The following is an 18,721-nucleotide window of genomic DNA, read 5'->3' as shown; positions in this document are numbered from 1 at the left end:
GTCAGATGTTTGTATATCACCTATTAATAAAGGTGTTGATGTAAATTCAAAAAGTATGCTAAGATACAAATTTTCTTTGTATTAAGAAAGAAAATATGCCACAAAAAAGCCTAATGAAGAGTAACTTCATCAGGCTTTTTATTAGAAATATTCTATAGTAGAAACTTACTTATGTTTCTCTATATTAGCTATAATTGTATTATTCATTTTGTCCGTGGCAGTTTTTATACTTCTTGCCACTACCACAATAACAGACGTCATTTCTTCCAGGTTTTTTGTCAACATGAACCGGTGCTAATTTAGGTCTTTGAGGTTCTTGTTCACCTGAATGTTGTGGAGTATCATCCATATCGCTACGCTCGGTACGATAGCGGCTATAGTCTGTTTTTTGCTCAGGAGCAGCTTGTCTCACTTGTTCCGGTTCGCGAACAGGGATTTGTCCACGCATCAAAATTGTTACAGTTTTGCTGTTTACTCCACTCAACATTGTTTTGAATAATGTAAATGACTCTAATTTGTAGATCAATAGTGGGTCTTTTTGCTCATAACTAGCATTTTGTACCGAATGACGCAGTTCGTCCATTTCACGAAGGTGTTCTTTCCATTCTTCGTCAATAGTATGTAATACAATTGCTTTTTCGAATGATTTGATTATACCTTTCGATTGAGAGTCATAAGCTTCTTTTAAATTGCAAGATATATTATAAACTCGTTTACCATCAGTAATCGGAATCAATATATTTTCAAATTTATCACCTTGCTCTTCGAATACTTGTTTAATAACAGGATTTGCTACTTCAGCCAAGCGATCCATTTTTTTCTTGAAATTTTGAACAGCAGCTTCAAATAGCATATCTACAAGCTTTTCTGGTCTGGCCGAACGGAAAGTTGATTCATCGAACGGACATTCTACAGCAAGAATACGCAGAGTATCTATTTTAAGGCCTTCAAAATCAAGATTATTAGTGTATTGATCTACAAGATCAACAGCTGTATCGTAGAACATGTTTACGATATCAATACCAATACGTTCGCCCATAAGTGCGTGGCGACGACGAGTATAGATAACTTCACGTTGCGAGTTCATCACATCATCATATTCAAGTAGACGTTTACGTATTCCGAAGTTATTTTCTTCCACTTTCTTTTGTGCACGTTCTACAGACTTGCTAAGCATATTGTGCTCAAGCATTTCACCTTCTTTGAATCCCATGCGGTCCATCATTCCGGCAATACGCTCAGATGCAAATAAACGCATCAAATCGTCTTCAAGAGAGATGTAGAATACAGATGATCCCGGATCTCCCTGACGACCTGCACGACCACGTAACTGACGGTCTACACGACGAGATTCATGTCTTTCTGTACCAATGATTGCCAGACCTCCGGCAGCTTTAACTTCGGGTGCTAACTTGATGTCGGTACCACGACCAGCCATATTGGTTGCAATTGTTACTGCTCCTGGTTGTCCTGCAAGAGATACTACTTCAGCTTCTCGTTGATGTAGCTTGGCATTCAATACATTATGCTTGATCTTACGCATGGTAAGCATCTTTCCTAGTAATTCCGATATCTCTACAGAGGTTGTACCAACAAGTACAGCGCGACCTTCGCCAATCAATCTTTCGATTTCTTCTATAACGGCAGTATATTTTTCGCGTTTTGTTTTGTAGATACGGTCATTCATATCGTTACGGCAAATTGGTCTGTTGGTAGGAATTACCACCACATCCAATTTGTAGATATCCCAAAGTTCTCCTGCTTCTGTTTCTGCTGTACCGGTCATACCCGAAAGCTTATTGTACATACGGAAATAGTTTTGCAGAGTGATAGTTGCAAATGTTTGAGTAGCAGCTTCTACTTTTACACGTTCCTTCGCTTCTATTGCCTGATGTAATCCGTCAGAATAGCGACGACCGTCCATTATACGACCAGTTTGCTCATCTACAATCATTACTTTGTTGTCAATTACTACATACTCGTCATCTTTTTCGAATAAAGTATATGCTTTAAGTAATTGATTTACTGTGTGAACACGTTCTGATTTAACAGAATAGTTTTGCATTAACTCATCTTTCTTCAACGCTTTGTCTTCATCAGAGATTGTCTCGTTTTCTAATTCAGAAAGTAGAGAGCCAATATCAGGAAGTACAAAGAATTGAGGGTCATCAGAATTTCCAGTTAATAAGTCAATACCCTTATCTGTTAATTCGATGCTGTTATTCTTCTCATCTATAGTGAAATATAGCTCATCTGTAACAATGTGCATATTGCGGTTTTGTTCAGCCATATAATGCTCCTCAGTCTTCAGCATAGTTGCTTTAACACCCGGCTCACTTAAGAATTTGATGAGAGGTTTATTTTTAGGTAGTCCTTTGAATGAACGGTATAGGAATAATGCACCTTCTTCTTGTACTTTCTTATCGTCAGAAGCCATTTTCGCTTTGGCATCAGCTAACAACTTAGTACAAAGGTCTCTTTGTGCTTTAACTATTATCTCTACACGTGGACGAATTTCTTCAAATAGCTGTTGTTCGCCTTTTGGTATTGGACCAGATATGATCAATGGAGTACGAGCATCATCAATTAGTACCGAGTCAACTTCATCGACAATACCGTAGTTATGTTTGCGTTGAACAAGATCGGTGGGGTTAATAGCCATGTTATCACGTAGATAATCGAAGCCAAACTCGTTATTTGTTCCGAATGTAATATCTGCTCTATAGGCTTCACGACGAGCTTCAGAGTTTGGTTGGTGTCTGTCGATACAATCTACCGACAAGCCATTGAACATATACAACGGTCCCATCCATTCCGAGTCACGTTTAGCCAGATAGTCATTTACTGTTACGACATGCACTCCGTTTCCAGTCAATGCATTAAGGAATACAGGAAGAGTACCGACTAATGTTTTACCTTCACCGGTAGCCATTTCTGCAATTTTACCTTTATGAAGAACAACACCACCAAACAGCTGTACATCGTAGTGGATCATATCCCATACAATCTCATTACCTCCGGCTACCCAATGATTTTGATAAACAGCCTTGTCGCCTTCAATGTGCACAAAATCATGACTTTGTGCTAGTTTATGGTCAAAATCAGTAGCTGTAACCTCTATCTCTTCATTTTGTGTAAAGCGACGAGCTGTATCTTTTACTATGGAGAAAGCAACAGGAAGCACTTCATCAAGTATTACTTCATATTTCGTTGTAATTTCTTTTTCCAGTTTATCTATCTCTGCCCATACTTCTTCACGTTGATCTATTTCCAGATCTTCGATCCCTGCTTTCAGTTCTTCAATTCTTGTCTTTTCAGCAGCTACATAATCTTGTATTGTTTGCTTTATTTCGACGGTTTTTGCACGTAATTCGTCATGCGAAAGTTTCTCTATCTCAGGATAGGCAGCTTTGATGCGGTCTACATGCGGATTTATTTCTTTCAAATCTCGTTGAGATTTGTTTCCAAATAGTTTTGATAAAAAATCGGTGAATCCCATATATTTAAATTGTTTTATTTTAATTTTTATAATTTGTTCTTGTTATAATAACTCTGATAACGCTTCATCTGTTGCGGCATTAGGCGAACGTATCCGCATTATATGAGTAACTGTTGGCGCTATCTCAGTAGCCTTTATAGTTCTTTTAATTTTTTGAGGCTTAATGCCATTACCAAAGAATATAACAGGACAAATGACTGCATTGTTCCGAACTTGTTTCTCTTTGAAAGAAGCATCTTGTTCATTTACGATCTTGTATCCCGGTTGAATTTCTACAAAAAGATCCCCTGATGTTTCTCTGGTAAAACCATTTTTGTAGTATTCCATAACAGGGTTCCATTCACCATGTAGTATCTGGTGCGATGTATAGACCTCTTGTACTCCCGAAAATTCGGTTACAAATTCAGCTGCTTTTTGTTGTATTTCGCGTAATGAAATATTTTTATCCTTAATCAGTTTTCTGTTAAGGTATATCTGTCCATTATAGTATTTGTCTACCCATTGGTTATCTTTTCCGTAAATAGCCATTAAGTACATATTCAAAAGAGCCTCACATCGGTTGACATAAAATGTTCCGCCTGCAAGGTTTAAGTCTTTTGTATCTTTACTGTTTGAGTTGTAATACCCTGTAGATGTTACGAATATAAGCGTGTTCCTTAATCCGACAGTTTTATCTACTTCATCCAGTAGTTTTTCGATATCTCTGTCTAAACGGGCATAGGTATCTTGCAATTCGATAGAATAATCTTCGATGTTAGGGTAGTTACCTGCATAATAGGTAAGTGACAAGAAGTCCGGATTGATTCGTTTGCCTAATTCAGCTTTAACCAGTAGTTTAGTAGCTATATCTGTTACAGACTCATTAACTATCGGGGTCTGCTTGAATAACTTGTATGTCTCTTTGTCAGCTCCCAAGCTATGTTGGAAAGAAGCTGTACGGCTATATGGAAATGCTTTGTAATCAGCGGCATTTAATAGTGGAGACCACATCATATTCCATGCTCGTACGGCATAAGATGTAGTACTTCTGTTTTCTTGATCTACAACCCAATAGAAGTTCTTATAATAAGTTGAAGAAGCCCATTTACCCGAATAATCTTCTACCCAGAATGCGCTATTTCCTGCACATCCTGCTGTAATTAATGCTTGTGATGCATTGGGGGCAAACGAATATACATCAGAGCCACCCTGAGAAGCAACTTTTAACTCATCTGTGATGGTTGACGACTTAATGGCAAGAGGTGATACTTTATCTTGTGTATAATTCCCGATAAAGTTGGTATCATCAAAAGTTGAGACTTCTTGCTGTTTGGCTACCTGATACTTCTTATTACCCACAATGCCGTGATAAAACGGCGTTGCACCTGTATAAATAGTGGTAATTGCTGATGCATCATCAAGATTGGGAAATTCAAACTTAATATTTTGATATACTAAACCTTCACTCAGCAAGCGTTTGAAGCCTCTTTCGGTAAATGTGCCCTGAAATAGTTCGAGATAATCGCCTCGTAGTTGATCGATAGTAATACCTATTATCAGTTTGGGAGTCTCACGCACAGATGTTTGTGCCTGAATTGAGGTAATAGTAAGTACTGCTACAAGAGACGTTATTATTCTAATCATTATATCTGAATAAGCTGTTATCCAGCTTTTTGCTTTAACTTTTTATATTGTAAAACCCTCATTCCCGATCTTAATGCAATAGCCAAGATTATTGGTATGAAAGCTATTTCTAATTGCTGTGGAATCAAACACCATGCCAAAAGAAATACTATTAACACCGCAAAGTTAATAAAATGATAATAATATACACACTTTGAGAGGGATTTTGCAAAGAATAAAAATGCGAATATAAATTGAAGTGGATTTAGCCACACAATATTCCAATTGGGGTTAGTGCACGGATGTACCGAAAAGAACATCATGAAAAATATGATGCACCCACCAATACCTGCTGTTAGAAACAGGATGAAGTCGTATGCAGTACAAATTGCACGCTTCTTTTTATATCCGTATATTGAAACAAGGACTGATATTGCTAAAAGAATTAAACCTACAAATAGAGGACTTGAAATGAAATTATTTTCAGAAATAATATCCGAATTAGTATCTTCCAATATGAGATTTTTCTTTAAAACTAAAGGTCTGGTTGTTCCATCGCTGTTTAAAATATGACTTTGGTCGAATATATCCATTTCGTATGCAGGTAAAAATATCTTTTCTCTGATTGTGATTGGTTTATCCGCACCACTACCAATAACAAGATCAATACCAAACATTAACCAAGGTTGTTTATCTATATGCTCATAAAGCATATTACGAATAGTCTGTGATTTAGTATCTTGAGGATAAATTACTTTACCGTCGATATTTTGTTCAATAATATCAGCAAGCTTAGTGGTACAGTTATTATAAAAAATATTATAGCGATACACACGGTTCTCAGGCTCTGCATTTGTTAGTAAGAAAGTCCATATTTTTTGTTTCTCCGCTGTTGTAAGGTTAATTATTTGTTCGTGAACAGCTACTCCTCTGTATTCATATTCAGGTAGATACCGTTTAAAACTAACTGCGCCAACCATATAGTCGGTTTCGCCGGCAGTGAATCGATATATGAAATTGGGGCTATTGAAGTCGAACAGTCCATAGTTGAAAACAATGTCAATGCCATATACAGGGTCATATACCCGCATGGCTGAATGTCCGAAAACAGCATAAGCTTCTTCTGCCCATGGTGCACTGGTTAAAACACTGATATGTGCAGAATCACTTAATTCTAGGGGTATTTCAGATGAAAAGGGCTGAGCTTTAGATGCATCTGAAAAACTTATTATTAATGCGAAAAATATGATGAGTATTCTTACCATGTCTGTACAATTGTATTAATTGGAAAGTACAAAAATAATCATATTAGGTGCTTAAAAAAGTAAAAAGCATAGATACTTTTAACAAAAAGGTGTTTTCTTTGAATATAATTTACAACACTAATAGTAATAAAACTAAACCAACAGCTTAAACAATGAAAAAATTATTATTCACAGTATGTCTGCTATTATCCGGAATCTCTCTATTTGCACAGGATATAAAATTAGTATCACCAACAAAAACAGGCGGAAAACCATTGATGGAAGCTTTAGATGGGCGACAGTCTCACAGAGATTTTATAAAGAAAGATTTGCCAACAAAAACACTCTCTGATTTACTTTGGGCTGCCTATGGGTTCAACAGAGAAGATAAACGGACTGTACCATCTTCTCAAAATCGTCAGGAAATAGATGTATATGTAATGTTCGACCATGGTATATATTTTTATCATGCGAAAGATAATGTATTGAAATTACATGCGAAAGGTGATTTTAGAGATGCTCTGAATCAACCTAATATATCGAATAATGCTGCATTATCACTTATTTATGTAATAAATCTGGATAAGGCTTCAAATAGAGAAGCTGGGTTTATCGATACCGGATTTATTGCACAAAATGTATACTTATATACAGCATCGAATGGATTAGGAGCTGTTGTACGTGCTTCATTTAAGAGACCTGACCTTCATAATGCAATGAAATTATCTGATAAACAAGAGATATCTTTAGTTCAAGCCGTGGGTTATGTGAAGTAAATTTTTCTTATGGAATAAAAAAGCGCTATAAATAGAACATTTATAGCGCTTTTTTAATATATGTGGATTGAATAGCAAGTTTATTAAACTTGTAATGATCCGGTTAATTCTTTTACAGATTTGATATTGTGCTTATCGAGATAGGCAGCTATTCCTTCCACCACTTTTATCGATATGGTAGGATCTATAAAATTATGTGTTCCTATTTGTATTGCGGACGATCCGGCAAGGATAAACTCAATAGCATCTTGCCACGAAGATATACCACCCATACCAATGATCGGTATTTTAACGACATTATAAGTTTGCCATACCATTCTGAGAGCAACAGGTTTCACACATGGCCCCGATAATCCTCCCGTAATAGTAGAGAGTACCGGTTGTCTTTTATTGATATCGACAGCCATTCCGAGCAATGTATTTATCAAAGATACGGCATCTGCACCTTCGCCTTCCACGGCTTTCGCTATTTCGGTAATGTCGGTTACATTAGGAGATAGTTTTACAATCAGTGTTTTTTTCCATACCTCACGAACTGCTTTTGTTACTTCTGCGGCAGAGCATGCTGACGTGCCAAAAGCCATACCACCTTCCTTCACATTGGGGCACGAAATATTTAACTCGATAGCGGGAATTTTATCTAAATCGACCAGTTTTTGAGCACAATCTACATAATCTTCGACAGTAGAACCAGATACATTTACTATAACATTTGTATCGAAGTCTTTTATTGAGGGGTAGATGTCGGAAACAAAGTGGTCGACTCCCTTATTTTGCAGTCCCACAGCGTTTAACATGCCCGAAGGTGTCTCCGCCATACGTGGATAATCGTTACCTTGTCGTGCGCGAATTGTAGTTCCTTTTACAAATATACCACCTATTCGCGATAGGTCGATAAAGTCCGTAAACTCTTTTCCATACCCGAAAGTACCCGATGCAGTCATCACAGGGTTCTTCAAATGTAAATCACCTATGTTTACAATTAGTCTATCCATGTCAAGTTTTCTATATTAAATACGGGTCCTTCTGTACATACACATATATTCCCTTCGCGGGTCTTTTCCACACAACATAAACATACGCCAAATCCGCATGCCATCGTGTTTTCGAGCGATACTTCACAGTTAATATTATTACTGTGCGCATACTTGGCTACAGCAACCATCATTGGCTTTGGTCCACAGGTGTAAATTGATGAAAATTGAGTGTTTTTTAAGACCGAATGATTGGTTACATAGCCTTTTTCTCCATGGCTGCCATCTTCGGTAGTACAAAACACTTCTCCATATTTCAAAAAATCATCCAATTGTAGCAAATCATTTTTCGATCGAGCACCCAATAAAAACTTAGGAGCAAATCCTTTGTCTTTTAGGCTAGCTCCGAGAAATAACATTGGGGCTGTTCCTACACCGCCGCCCACAAGTAAAAGTTCTTGCTTTGGATTTTCAGTTGGCAGAGTAAACGAATTACCTAGTGGAAGCATAATATTTACAGTATCACCAACACTATATTCACTCATTTTTTTTGTGCCATCTCCAACAACCTGTATAAGAAGCCATAGTTCATTTTTGCTTTTGTCAACAAAGTTTACAGAAATAGGGCGTCTGAGGTATGTAGAGGGCGAATTTTCGACTTTTATCTCGACAAACTGTCCTGGATACATCTCAGGTAGTAAAGTGCCGTCAGGAGTCGTTAATTTGATTAAGCAATAGTTTTGGTTTAGTTGGTTGTTCTCTGTGACAACTAAATCAAGAAGTCTTTTCATTTATTGCAGTTTTTTTGAATATTCTTTGTGACTACAAAGGTAATAAAGTTTAGTCTTATTGTAATTATTTTGTTCCAATCAATTTTGAATAATGGAGGTGAAAAATTCGTTCTTCACTTTTTTAAGACCACTATTTTTTAGGTGGTATTAAATTGAAGTAAAACTTTAGTCTAAAAAAGATACAATTTTTAGATCAAAGAGGTCGGTGATCAGCATTAAATGTCTCGAAAGTATTATCCGTGTAATAAATAATTATCTTGCTCACTTTTCGTTCCTGCACTTTTTGAGGTGTAGTACTCTGTATATTAGTGTGTTCTGTTAGTTTTTCGGGTTGGTTAACTATAGTTTCCTTACGATATTCAATTTCTTCCTTATCATTATGAGGATTTACATAACTCTGAGTGAATAAATCGGGAGTATTGGCGAGAGGATTATTTGGTAATTCTTTATTTTCGAAAATATGTCGATTGACTTTATCATCTATTTCGGATTTATACATTTTCCCATTTCCTGTAAGAAGCCAATCTGAATTTATATAATCCATCTTTGCCAGGATGCGAGTAACAACATCCAAACTTGGGTTATTACGTCCATTCAATATATGAGATATTACAGCACGTCCGATATCCAGTTTATCGGCAAAGACTGATGGCGTGAGCTGTTCACTTTCCATTATTTGTCTAATCCTGTCTTTCATCTTGTAAATTATTAGTATAAAAATGTATACCACAAATGTAAACAGAATATTTTACAAATGGAAATGGTTGCTATTTATATTTGTAAATCACAAATGTTTTTCTCCGATACAAATGTTCCGTATACATATCTAAATAGTTGTATATTATAAAAAGTAATAGTTAATATTATTTATGTATATTTCTAGAAATTATATAAATATATCATAAATAATGTTTTCATAAAGGCTTTTATTGCTTGAAATAGGTAAATAGCTAATATAATCTATATTTTCTCTTTATATTATACTCATAATATACTCATATATATGTATATATATAATATATTAGCATGTTATTATAATGTATTCATTTGTATATAATACAAAAGTACATAGGCTATATAAATAAATATTATTTGTATTTTTATACAAAATTAAACCAATACATTTGTATATAGATGTGTTTTTGTTAATCGATAATGTATATTTTAGTGTAGTTTACATTTGTATTTTATGTGTTTATATATTAACTCTATTTCCTTGCAATATTTTCGTTAAACTTTTACACTTTGTCAAAATATAATAAGGAATCGTAATCATTAATAAGGTATCTTTACCTATAATTTAAGTTTAATAGAAATTACTTAACTATGAGAAAATTCTTTTTATCGGTTCTATTCATCCTAGCCTGCTCTATACAGGCATATTGCTGTACAAACTTATTAGTTGGAAAATCTGCGTCAACAGATGGTTCTACTATGATTACTTATTCAGCAGATTCATATGCTCTATTTGGAGAGTTATATCATTGGCCAGCACAAAAATATGCTAAAGGCGAGAAATTGAAGGTGTACGACTGGGATAGTGGTAAATACTTAGGTGATATAGCTCAAGCTGCACAAACCTATAATGTTGTGGGTAATACAAACGAATATCAGGTAACAATTGGCGAAACAACTTTTGGAGGACGTGAAGAGTTGACTAATCCCGACGGTATTATAGACTATGGAAGCCTTATATATATTGCCTTGCAACGTTCTAAAACGGCTAGAGAAGCTATTCAGATAATGACTGATCTGGTGGCTGAATATGGTTATTATAGTGGCGGCGAATCGTTCTCTATTGGCGATCCGAATGAGATTTGGGTACTAGAAATGATTGGAAAAGGAAGAGGGGTTAAAGGTACAATCTGGGTTGCAGTGCGTATTCCTGACGATTGTATCAGTGCTCACGCTAATCAAGCCAGAATACAACAATTTCCATTAAACGATCCTAAAAATTGTCTTTACTCGAAAGATGTAATTTCTTTTGCTAAAGAAAAAGGGTATTATTCTGGTAAAGATGCTGATTTTAGCTTTGCTAAAGCTTATAACCCATTAGATTTTGGCGGACAACGTTACTGTGAAGCTCGTGTATGGAGCTTTTTCAATCGTTACAATAAAGATATGGCTAAATTTGTTAGCTATGCTAAGGGTGAAACTCAAGATCCGATGCCTCTATATATTAAACCGGATAGAAAACTATCTTTGACTGATGTAAAAGAAATGATGAGAGACCATTATGAAGATACTGATCTTGATTGGAGATTTGATGTAGGTGCAGGGCCATTCGAAGCTCCTTATCGTTGGGCTCCTCTTGAATGGGAAGTCGATTCTGTAAAGTATTGTAATGAGCGTCCCATTGCTACACAACAATCAGCTTTCGTTTTCGTATCGCAAATGCGTTCATGGTTGCCAAATGCTATTGGAGGTGTTCTTTGGTTTGGTACAGATGATGCAGGACAAACTGTTTTTACACCAATGTATTGCTCTATAACAGAAACTCCTGAATCTTTCCGTGTAGGAAATGGTGATTTATATAACTTCTCTTGGACTTCAAGCTTTTGGATTAACAACTGGGTAGCGAATATGGTGTATAATAAATATAACTATATGTATCCTGATATGAAAAAGGTTCAAAATGAATTGGAAGGTAAATTCTTGGCAGAACAAGACACTACCGAAAAAGAAGCCTTATCTTTGTATAGCCAATCACCTGAGAAAGCAGTGCAATATTTGACAGACTATAGTTCTAAGCAAGCACAATATGCTTTTGACAGATGGAAGAAATTAGGTGAATTTCTGACAATTAAGTATATGGATGGGGTTGTACGTAAGGAAGTTAATGGTGAATTTACCCGCAATGCTTATGGTCAGCCATCAGCTCCGCAACGTGTAGGATATCCAGAAAAATTCTATAAAGGAGTGGTAAAGGAAACCGGAGATAAATATAAAGTATTATACTAACAATTTAAATGAATAAAGGTCTGAAATATAGCATTCTATTTGCGATAATAATAGTTATACTATTTGCTGTAAATCTATTTTTCGGATCAGTATCTATACCGGCGCAAGCCGTTTTAGATATACTTTTAGGACATAGTGTCGAGAAACAAGCATGGACGTATATTATAATTGAATCTCGATTACCTCAAGCTATAACAGCCCTGTTTACCGGTGGAGCAATCGCCGTATCAGGGCTGTTGTTGCAAACAGCCTTTCGTAATCCGTTAGCCGATTCGGGCATATTGGGAATCAGTGCCGGGGCTAATCTTGGAGTCGCTTTAGTTGTCTTGCTATTAGGAAGTAGCGTCGGAATAGTTGGAGGATTAGATTTATCTTACTCACTATCTATTGTTTTAGGTGCTTTTATAGGAGCTAGCTGTATACTTTTGATTATCATGGCTTTTTCGTCTATAATTAAGAATAATATTATGCTGCTCATTATTGGTATAATGATCGGATATCTTACATCATCAGTTATTTCTATTTTAAAATTTTGGAGCACAAGCGAGAATGCTTATTCTTTCATGCTCTGGGGAATGGGTGATTTTTCGAGCGTTTCTTTAGAACAACTTCCTTTCTACTGTATTGTTGTCAGTGTTGGATTATTATTATCAATCTTATTGATTAAGCCGCTTAATGCACTTTTATTAGGAGAAAGATATGCTGCCAATCTGGGTATAAACATTAAATTAATACGTTTCTTACTACTTTTATGTGCCGGATTATTAACTGCAATAACATGTGCCTTTTGTGGTCCTATAGCCTTTATAGGATTAGCTGTGCCCCATATTGCACGATTGTTGTTAGGTACTTCAAATCATAAATCACTTTTACCTGCTACCATACTTATCGGGTCTATAATCGCTCTTTTGTGCAATCTTATCAGCATATTGCCAGGTGCATCAGGGGTGTTGCCATTGAATGCGATTACTCCTATATTTGGTGCTCCGGTTATAATATATGTGATTGTAAATCAGAAGAAAATACAATATTTCAACTAATGGAGCAGAAAAAAATTATATCAGCTAGAAATATAAGTATTGGTTATGGAAAAACTAAACGTGCCGAAATAACTTGCCTTCATTCGGACTTATCGTTTGATCTATTTAAAGGTGAATTAACTTGTTTACTAGGTGCTAATGGTTCAGGAAAATCAACATTATTGCGTACACTAAGTGCTTCTCAGCACGCACTCAAAGGAAATATATATTTCGACAATAAAGATATTACTACTTATAAAGAAAAAGATTTATCACAACTTCTGGGGCTTGTATTAACGGATAAGACTGCAGTCGGAGGATTAACAGTCAGGGAATTAGTTGAATTAGGTCGGTATCCTTACACTGGTTTCTTCGGTCAGTTATCGAAGTATGATAAGGATATTAGTGAAAAGGCAATGATAGATGTCAATATTATCTATAAGGCTGATTCGTATGTTGCTGAGCTATCTGATGGTGAGCGCCAAAAAGCAATGATTGCTAAATCTTTAGCACAAGAATGTCCGGTTCTTCTACTAGACGAGCCGACCGCTTTTCTTGATATAGAAAGTCGTATCGAAATAATGAATCTCTTGCATGATCTAACGATGAATCAAGGGAAAACTATACTATTGTCTACACACGATATAGATATAGCCTTACTCCTCGCCGATCGTCTATGGCTTCTCTCCAAAGATAATGGATTGAGTACCGGAGTTACTGAAGATGTGGTACTTTCGGGCAAGATGGATAATTTTTTCAAGAGTGAGAATATCGTTTTTGATAAAGAATCAGGAAATTTTTATCCAAAACTCAAAAGCGGTAAAAATGTATCTATTCAAGGGGACTCTAGTACATATCGTTGGGGTAAAAACATATTGGAAAGGCATGGCTTTCATGTAATAGAGAAAAAAAATGAGGCTCTGTTTAGTTTAAATTTATCACAATTAGACTCAATTGTTATTGAGATAAACGGAAAAGATGTGAGATTATCTGGTTTCGATGAATTAGCTCAGTGGCTTCGAAGCTATGAGGAAGACAAATAAAACTACTATTTTATCTGCGTTTTCTTGCCATATCTATACGCAAGAATATAAATAACAAGATTGTAAATGCCCACAAAGAAGATCCCCCATAACTAAAAAAAGGAAGGGGAATGCCAATCACAGGAGTTAATCCTATAACCATTCCTATGTTTATTGTTAAGTGAAACAGAAAGATACACGCCACACAGTACCCATATACGCGTCCGAACGTATTCTTTTGCCGTTCAGCTAAGTAGAATAATCTAAGGATAAGTGCCAAAAATAAGATCAATACAGTTACAGAGCCAATAAAGCCTTGCTCCTCACCTACAGTACAGAATATGAAATCAGTATCTTGTTCGGGTACGTATTTCAATTTAGTTTGAGTTCCATTCAGAAATCCTTTGCCTGTGAGTCCACCTGATCCAATCGCTATTTTTGACTGATTAACATTGTATCCAGCTCCCATAAGGTCTTCTTCCATACCTAGAGATACCTTTATACGCATTTGTTGGTGAGGCTGCATCACATCATTAAACAGGTAGTTGATGGAACTGACAAATCCAATACTGCAAATAGCAAAAACAGCCACTAATAGGTATGCTTTCGACCAGTATTTTTTAGCCAACACCAATAGGTATATAATAAGAATACTAATTGCTACAATAGCTATTATACCCCAATTCAGATCGATCTCAGTCAACGATATGAGATATGGAATACCAAATAATACGATCCCTCCTAAGATTATATTTCGTGCAACTAACATGTCCTTACGATAGTTTAAGACTAATAGGGCACTAATGATTACTATAAAAATAGCAGATATTACTTCTCCCATTGTCAGGAGACCTAAATCTTCTTCTGAATATTTTAGCCCGACAACAAAAAACATAATAGCCGATACACCTAGTAATAATACTAATCCGGGTAAACCCTCTCTGTATAAGACTAGAATAAACACAGTATAAACAAGTGCAGAACCTGTTTCTTGTTGTAGTAAGATGAGTATAATCGGTAAAGCTACCAAGCCTAAAATTGTAGATAAGCTTTTCAGAGTCATTAGCTTGAAGTTATATGAACTCATATATTTAGCTAAGGCTAAAGCAACTGCAAATTTGGCAAATTCGGCAGGTTGTAAACGTATTGTATCTGTTATGGCAATCCATGAACGCGAACCTTTTATATCTGGGGCGATAAAGATTGTAAGCAATAAAAGAGCCATAAAGAAGATGTAGATATAATAGGCTAATATATCATATAAATTACTATCCAACTTCAATAATGTAAAGCCCAGTAATAATGATGTACCTATCCAAACGAGCTGCATACCAGCTCTGCCCGATAGATCGAACATACTTGTAGCATTCTCATACTGATAGCTGGCACCATAGATACTGACCCATCCACAAAGTACCATAACAATGTATATGGCTATTGTGAACCAGTCGATGCTGCTCTTTATTTTCTCTTCTTCTCTTTGATACATTCTTTATTAATAAGAAATGTTTAGTTGTTGATGTTTAAATCTTCCATTACTACTTCTACGTCTTGGGCTACTGGAGCAGCTACAGTAATTTGATTGGTACTTTTCCCTCGATTCCAATTGATGAAGTTAGAAGGGAGAATTGTTGTATTCGCAACTCTATCTTCTATATATTTATCGCTTTCGGGAACTTCTCCTTTCAAATACTTTTGAATCATCAATCGTCCGATAGGAACTCCAAATGTAGCACCGAATCCGGCATTCTCAACAATAACGAAGATCGCAACTTTAGGATCGTTTTTTGGTGCAAATCCCATAAAAATAGAATGGTCTTTCCCATGTGGATTCTCTGCTGTACCCGTCTTACCACAAACCTCTATCTCGGGTAGTAGATTCGCTCCTCTACATGTTCCGCCTGTAACAGCGTGTGCCATGCCCTCCACAATGGTATTGAAGTGTTCTTTTTTGATGGTTGTTCGATGTGGAATTGTATATATGCTATCTAACGGAGTATCCTGTATTTCTTTTACGATATGTGGTGCATAATAATGACCTCTATTTGCTATAAGGGCGGCTAAATTAGCTACTTGTAGCGGGGTTGTTGATATTTCACCTTGCCCTATGGCTATCGATATAATATTAGCTGCCTTCCAGTTTTCTGTTTTAAAAGCACGGCTGTAAAATTTACTATTTGGTATAAATCCTCTTTTTTCGGAAGGAAGGTCAATACCCAATCTGTAACCAAAGCCCATATCTACCATATGATTTTTCCAAACCTCAAATGCCTCTTCAATGTTAGGATATTTTTTTCTATTATGTAACATAGCTGTTAATCCATAGCAAAAGAATGAATTACATGATGTTGCTATGGCAGCTTCGATAGCTAACGGTGAACCATGTGCATGACATTTTGGTCGTCCACCCAATGGAGGGTAACCATGTGCACAAGGATAGGCTGTGCTCGTATTTATAATATCTTCATCTAAAAATATAAGTCCTTGAGTAGTTTTAAATGTAGATCCCGGAGGATATATACCTTGAATAGCTCTATTAAATAGTGGTTTGAGAGGATTTTGCTCTAATTCCAAATAACTTTTACTGAATTCTCTTCCCAATAACATTGATGGATCGTAGGTCGGGGAAGTTACCATACAAAGGACTTCGCCAGTAGATGGTTCTATCATGACTATACTACCAACTTTATTTTGCATCAGGTATTCGCCATATGCTTGAAGATCCATATCCATAGACAATGTTAGATTTTTGCCCGAAACAGGTGCTTTATCTAATCTGCCATCTTCATATTTTCCTTGAATACGACCATGGGCATCACGCAGTAGGATTTCACGTCCTTTCTCCCCTCTTAGGATATTTTCGTATGAGGACTCGATACCCGATTTACCACCATAATTACCTCTCACATAATAACTATCGTTATCTAATTGATTTTTGCTGACTTCTGCTACATAGCCTAAGATCAGACCTGCATTTTTGTAATTATATTGTCTTAGTGTTCTATTTTGAATGAAGAATCCAGGGAATTTATAAAGCTTTTCTTGTAATAAGCCTGACTCCTGAATACTTAGCTGAGTCATAAAAGTCTGCATGGTATAGGACGAATAGCCGGGATTTTGGCGCCTATCCTTTATGTCACTAATGCGCTTCTCGAACTGTTCTTTTGTAATACCTAAAGTACTACAAAAATCTAAGGTATCGAATTGCTGTACCTCCCTAGGGATATAAACAATATCGTATGTGGGTTGATTGTAAACTAACAGCTTATTTTTACGATCTGATATTGTGCCTCGGGCAGGATACAACGTTTTATTAAAAAAGGCATTACCATCTGCATAATCCTTATATTCGTTCTTAATTATTTGTAAATTAAATAATTGAAAAATAAATATCAGAACAATTACACAAACTATTCCTGCTAAAATATATTTTCTTTTGTCTAGTTCTAAATTGCTTTTAGTCACAATCTTTTTTTGTTAAAAGAGAATCCTTCAAGTGCAAAAATCAGTACAGATGTCAGAATAGTAGATAATATAATCCGTAGCAATATTAAATTGAAATTGACATATGAGAATGATTCTATTGATATAAGTACAGCGTGATGAATCAGAGTCATTAACACTGTATATTTCATAAATGCAGAACCTAGTAGCGATAAGCGTGGTGTTTGTTCTTCATAATCATCTACCATAAAGAATAGCCCTTGTATAGGACGACGAAGGAAAGCTATAAAAGTAGTTGCTGCTGCATTTATACCCGGTGTATTACAAAATATATCGATAGAAAAACCTAATAGAAAGCCTAACAAGATAGTTAAATTCCTGTTAAACCCAATAGGTAATTTAATTATAAAATAGATGTAAACAAAAGGTATAGCATAGCCAAAAAATGATATCTTATTCAGTACTGTGACCTGTAATAAGGCAAGCAATACGAACATTAAAAGATATTTAATGAAATTATTTTTTAGCATTTTGTACTTTCTTTTCCAGTTCGTATTTCTCTTCTATCGCACTATTTTTGATTAGAAGCACATTCTTAAGTGAGCTAAAGTCTGTTGAGAGTTTTATTTTCAAACTATAGAAATTGTCATTAGATTGACTGACGTAGTCTTCAACAACTCCAACAAATATTCCTTCCGGAAAAATCCCGGAAAAACCGCTAGTGATAATGCTATCACCCACTTCGAATTTCTCAAATTTAGGATAATCGGTTAAACTTGCATATCTTGGATCTTCTCCATCCCAGATTAATGTACCCGGTGTATTTGAGTTTAAGATCTTGCAGCTGAATTTACTGTTGGGGTTCAAAACAGGTTGGATTACAGCAAAGTTGTTGGATACAGCTCGCACTACTCCGACTATACCCTGCTGGGAAATAACACCCATATCTTCTTTAACTCCATCGTTTGACCCTTTATCAATAGTTATATAGTTTTGCGCTTGAGATACACTGTTGTTTATAACTCTCGATATAATGTATTCATATTCTTTTCGTTGATGGAGAGAGTCTTCAAGAAATGCTTCTGTTTTCAAAGAATCATTTTCTATTTCGTAGAGATGATTTTTTAAATTCGATACTTGCGATTGAAGTTCTGCATTTTTCAACAGAAGCTCTTGATTCTCTTGTCTTAATCCAAAATATGATAGAATATTTCCTGAAACAGAATAAACTTTGCCACTTATTTCATTAGAAGAATTTAGAAACACGCTCTTCTGATAAGAGTTGCTGCTAAAGATGAAATAAAAACAGATTATCTCAAGAAATATTAAAACAAACCATGAACTATTTCTTAATAAAAAGTTGATTAGGTTGCGCATGTTTGCTAACTA

Annotated in this window: 14 protein-coding genes; 4 read left to right on the top strand and 10 right to left on the bottom strand. The window is 35.7% G+C overall.

Translation table 11 applies throughout. From position 1 onward, the window contains the following. Positions 1-199 precede the first annotated feature (199 nt). From secA to G7Y56_RS03820, 3 genes are read right to left on the bottom strand one after another with little or no spacing between them, the layout of a single operon-like run. Positions 200-3,499, bottom strand: coding sequence for a preprotein translocase subunit SecA (gene secA / locus G7Y56_RS03830; RefSeq protein ID WP_165041223.1), 3,300 nt, complete (start codon positions 3,497-3,499; stop codon positions 200-202). A gap of 42 nt (positions 3,500-3,541) precedes the next feature. Next, positions 3,542-5,122: an alkaline phosphatase family protein gene (locus G7Y56_RS03825; RefSeq protein WP_165041221.1), complete on the bottom strand. Its 1,581-nt coding sequence runs from the start codon at positions 5,120-5,122 to the stop codon at positions 3,542-3,544. A gap of 17 nt (positions 5,123-5,139) precedes the next feature. Continuing rightward, on the bottom strand, positions 5,140-6,366 hold the full coding sequence (locus G7Y56_RS03820) for a DUF4105 domain-containing protein (protein ID WP_165041219.1): 1,227 nt from the start codon (positions 6,364-6,366) through the stop codon (positions 5,140-5,142). A gap of 152 nt (positions 6,367-6,518) precedes the next feature. Here G7Y56_RS03820 and G7Y56_RS03815 point away from each other — a divergent pair, with 152 nt between their 5' ends. Then, the gene (locus G7Y56_RS03815; RefSeq protein ID WP_165041217.1) at positions 6,519-7,121 is read left to right on the top strand and encodes a SagB/ThcOx family dehydrogenase; all 603 of its coding nucleotides are present in this window, start codon (positions 6,519-6,521) and stop codon (positions 7,119-7,121) included. A gap of 83 nt (positions 7,122-7,204) precedes the next feature. Here the strand turns inward: G7Y56_RS03815 and G7Y56_RS03810 are convergent, their stop codons facing one another. The 3 genes from G7Y56_RS03810 to G7Y56_RS03800 form a co-directional block, all read right to left on the bottom strand. Then, the gene (locus G7Y56_RS03810; RefSeq protein WP_165024788.1) at positions 7,205-8,116 is read right to left on the bottom strand and encodes a dihydroorotate dehydrogenase; all 912 of its coding nucleotides are present in this window, start codon (positions 8,114-8,116) and stop codon (positions 7,205-7,207) included. Further along, positions 8,104-8,886, bottom strand: coding sequence for a dihydroorotate dehydrogenase electron transfer subunit (locus G7Y56_RS03805; protein ID WP_165024787.1), 783 nt, complete (start codon positions 8,884-8,886; stop codon positions 8,104-8,106). Before G7Y56_RS03805 ends, G7Y56_RS03810 begins: the two co-directional genes overlap by 13 nt. A gap of 193 nt (positions 8,887-9,079) precedes the next feature. After that, the gene (locus G7Y56_RS03800; RefSeq protein ID WP_165041215.1) at positions 9,080-9,583 is read right to left on the bottom strand and encodes a helix-turn-helix domain-containing protein; all 504 of its coding nucleotides are present in this window, start codon (positions 9,581-9,583) and stop codon (positions 9,080-9,082) included. Between the two features lie 629 nt (positions 9,584-10,212). On the opposite strand from G7Y56_RS03800, the gene G7Y56_RS03795 reads away from it, so the two are divergent. The 3 genes from G7Y56_RS03795 to G7Y56_RS03785 are packed head-to-tail and all read left to right on the top strand — an operon-like array spanning position 10,213 to position 13,909. Beyond that, complete coding sequence (locus tag G7Y56_RS03795) at positions 10,213-11,847, top strand: dipeptidase (protein ID WP_165041213.1); 1,635 nt, start codon at positions 10,213-10,215, stop codon at positions 11,845-11,847. 8 nt (positions 11,848-11,855) lie between these two features. Continuing rightward, positions 11,856-12,887, top strand: coding sequence for an iron ABC transporter permease (locus tag G7Y56_RS03790; protein WP_165024784.1), 1,032 nt, complete (start codon positions 11,856-11,858; stop codon positions 12,885-12,887). Further along, complete coding sequence (locus G7Y56_RS03785) at positions 12,887-13,909, top strand: ABC transporter ATP-binding protein (RefSeq protein ID WP_165041211.1); 1,023 nt, start codon at positions 12,887-12,889, stop codon at positions 13,907-13,909. Before G7Y56_RS03790 ends, G7Y56_RS03785 begins: the two co-directional genes overlap by 1 nt. Before the next feature lie 10 nt (positions 13,910-13,919). On the opposite strand, the gene rodA is transcribed toward G7Y56_RS03785, so the two are convergent. Genes rodA through mreC form a run of 4 tightly spaced genes read right to left on the bottom strand, consistent with a single transcriptional unit; the run spans position 13,920 to position 18,709 of the window. Beyond that, on the bottom strand, positions 13,920-15,377 hold the full coding sequence (gene rodA / locus G7Y56_RS03780; RefSeq protein WP_165041209.1) for a rod shape-determining protein RodA: 1,458 nt from the start codon (positions 15,375-15,377) through the stop codon (positions 13,920-13,922). A gap of 20 nt (positions 15,378-15,397) precedes the next feature. After that, positions 15,398-17,353, bottom strand: coding sequence for a penicillin-binding protein 2 (gene mrdA / locus G7Y56_RS03775; RefSeq protein ID WP_165041207.1), 1,956 nt, complete (start codon positions 17,351-17,353; stop codon positions 15,398-15,400). Continuing rightward, positions 17,350-17,862, bottom strand: a complete 513-nt coding sequence (mreD, locus tag G7Y56_RS03770; RefSeq protein WP_165024773.1) for a rod shape-determining protein MreD — start codon at positions 17,860-17,862, stop codon at positions 17,350-17,352. The genes mrdA and mreD overlap by 4 nt, the downstream gene beginning before the upstream one ends. Beyond that, positions 17,849-18,709: a rod shape-determining protein MreC gene (mreC, locus tag G7Y56_RS03765; RefSeq protein ID WP_165024771.1), complete on the bottom strand. Its 861-nt coding sequence runs from the start codon at positions 18,707-18,709 to the stop codon at positions 17,849-17,851. The genes mreD and mreC overlap by 14 nt, the downstream gene beginning before the upstream one ends. Between the last annotated feature and the right edge of the window lie 12 nt (positions 18,710-18,721).

The sequence above is a fragment of the Dysgonomonas sp. ZJ709 genome, assembly GCF_011039195.1.
In the GTDB taxonomy this organism is placed as follows: domain Bacteria; phylum Bacteroidota; class Bacteroidia; order Bacteroidales; family Dysgonomonadaceae; genus Dysgonomonas.
This window is presented reverse-complemented; position numbering and strand designations above follow the sequence as displayed.

Excerpts from the sequence above, each read along its gene's own strand:
- rodA (WP_165041209.1), bottom strand. The coding sequence starts at position 15,377 with ATGTATCAAAGAGAAGAAGAGAAAATAAAGAGCAGCATCGACTGGTTC.
- mreC (WP_165024771.1), bottom strand. The coding sequence starts at position 18,709 with ATGCGCAACCTAATCAACTTTTTATTAAGAAATAGTTCATGGTTTGTT.
- mreD (WP_165024773.1), bottom strand. The coding sequence starts at position 17,862 with ATGCTAAAAAATAATTTCATTAAATATCTTTTAATGTTCGTATTGCTT.
- G7Y56_RS03800 (WP_165041215.1), bottom strand. The coding sequence starts at position 9,583 with ATGAAAGACAGGATTAGACAAATAATGGAAAGTGAACAGCTCACGCCA.
- G7Y56_RS03810 (WP_165024788.1), bottom strand. The coding sequence starts at position 8,116 with ATGGATAGACTAATTGTAAACATAGGTGATTTACATTTGAAGAACCCT.
- G7Y56_RS03820 (WP_165041219.1), bottom strand. The coding sequence starts at position 6,366 with ATGGTAAGAATACTCATCATATTTTTCGCATTAATAATAAGTTTTTCA.
- secA (WP_165041223.1), bottom strand. The coding sequence starts at position 3,499 with ATGGGATTCACCGATTTTTTATCAAAACTATTTGGAAACAAATCTCAA.
- G7Y56_RS03825 (WP_165041221.1), bottom strand. The coding sequence starts at position 5,122 with ATGATTAGAATAATAACGTCTCTTGTAGCAGTACTTACTATTACCTCA.
- G7Y56_RS03815 (WP_165041217.1), top strand. The coding sequence starts at position 6,519 with ATGAAAAAATTATTATTCACAGTATGTCTGCTATTATCCGGAATCTCT.
- G7Y56_RS03805 (WP_165024787.1), bottom strand. The coding sequence starts at position 8,886 with ATGAAAAGACTTCTTGATTTAGTTGTCACAGAGAACAACCAACTAAAC.
- G7Y56_RS03785 (WP_165041211.1), top strand. The coding sequence starts at position 12,887 with ATGGAGCAGAAAAAAATTATATCAGCTAGAAATATAAGTATTGGTTAT.
- G7Y56_RS03790 (WP_165024784.1), top strand. The coding sequence starts at position 11,856 with ATGAATAAAGGTCTGAAATATAGCATTCTATTTGCGATAATAATAGTT.
- G7Y56_RS03795 (WP_165041213.1), top strand. The coding sequence starts at position 10,213 with ATGAGAAAATTCTTTTTATCGGTTCTATTCATCCTAGCCTGCTCTATA.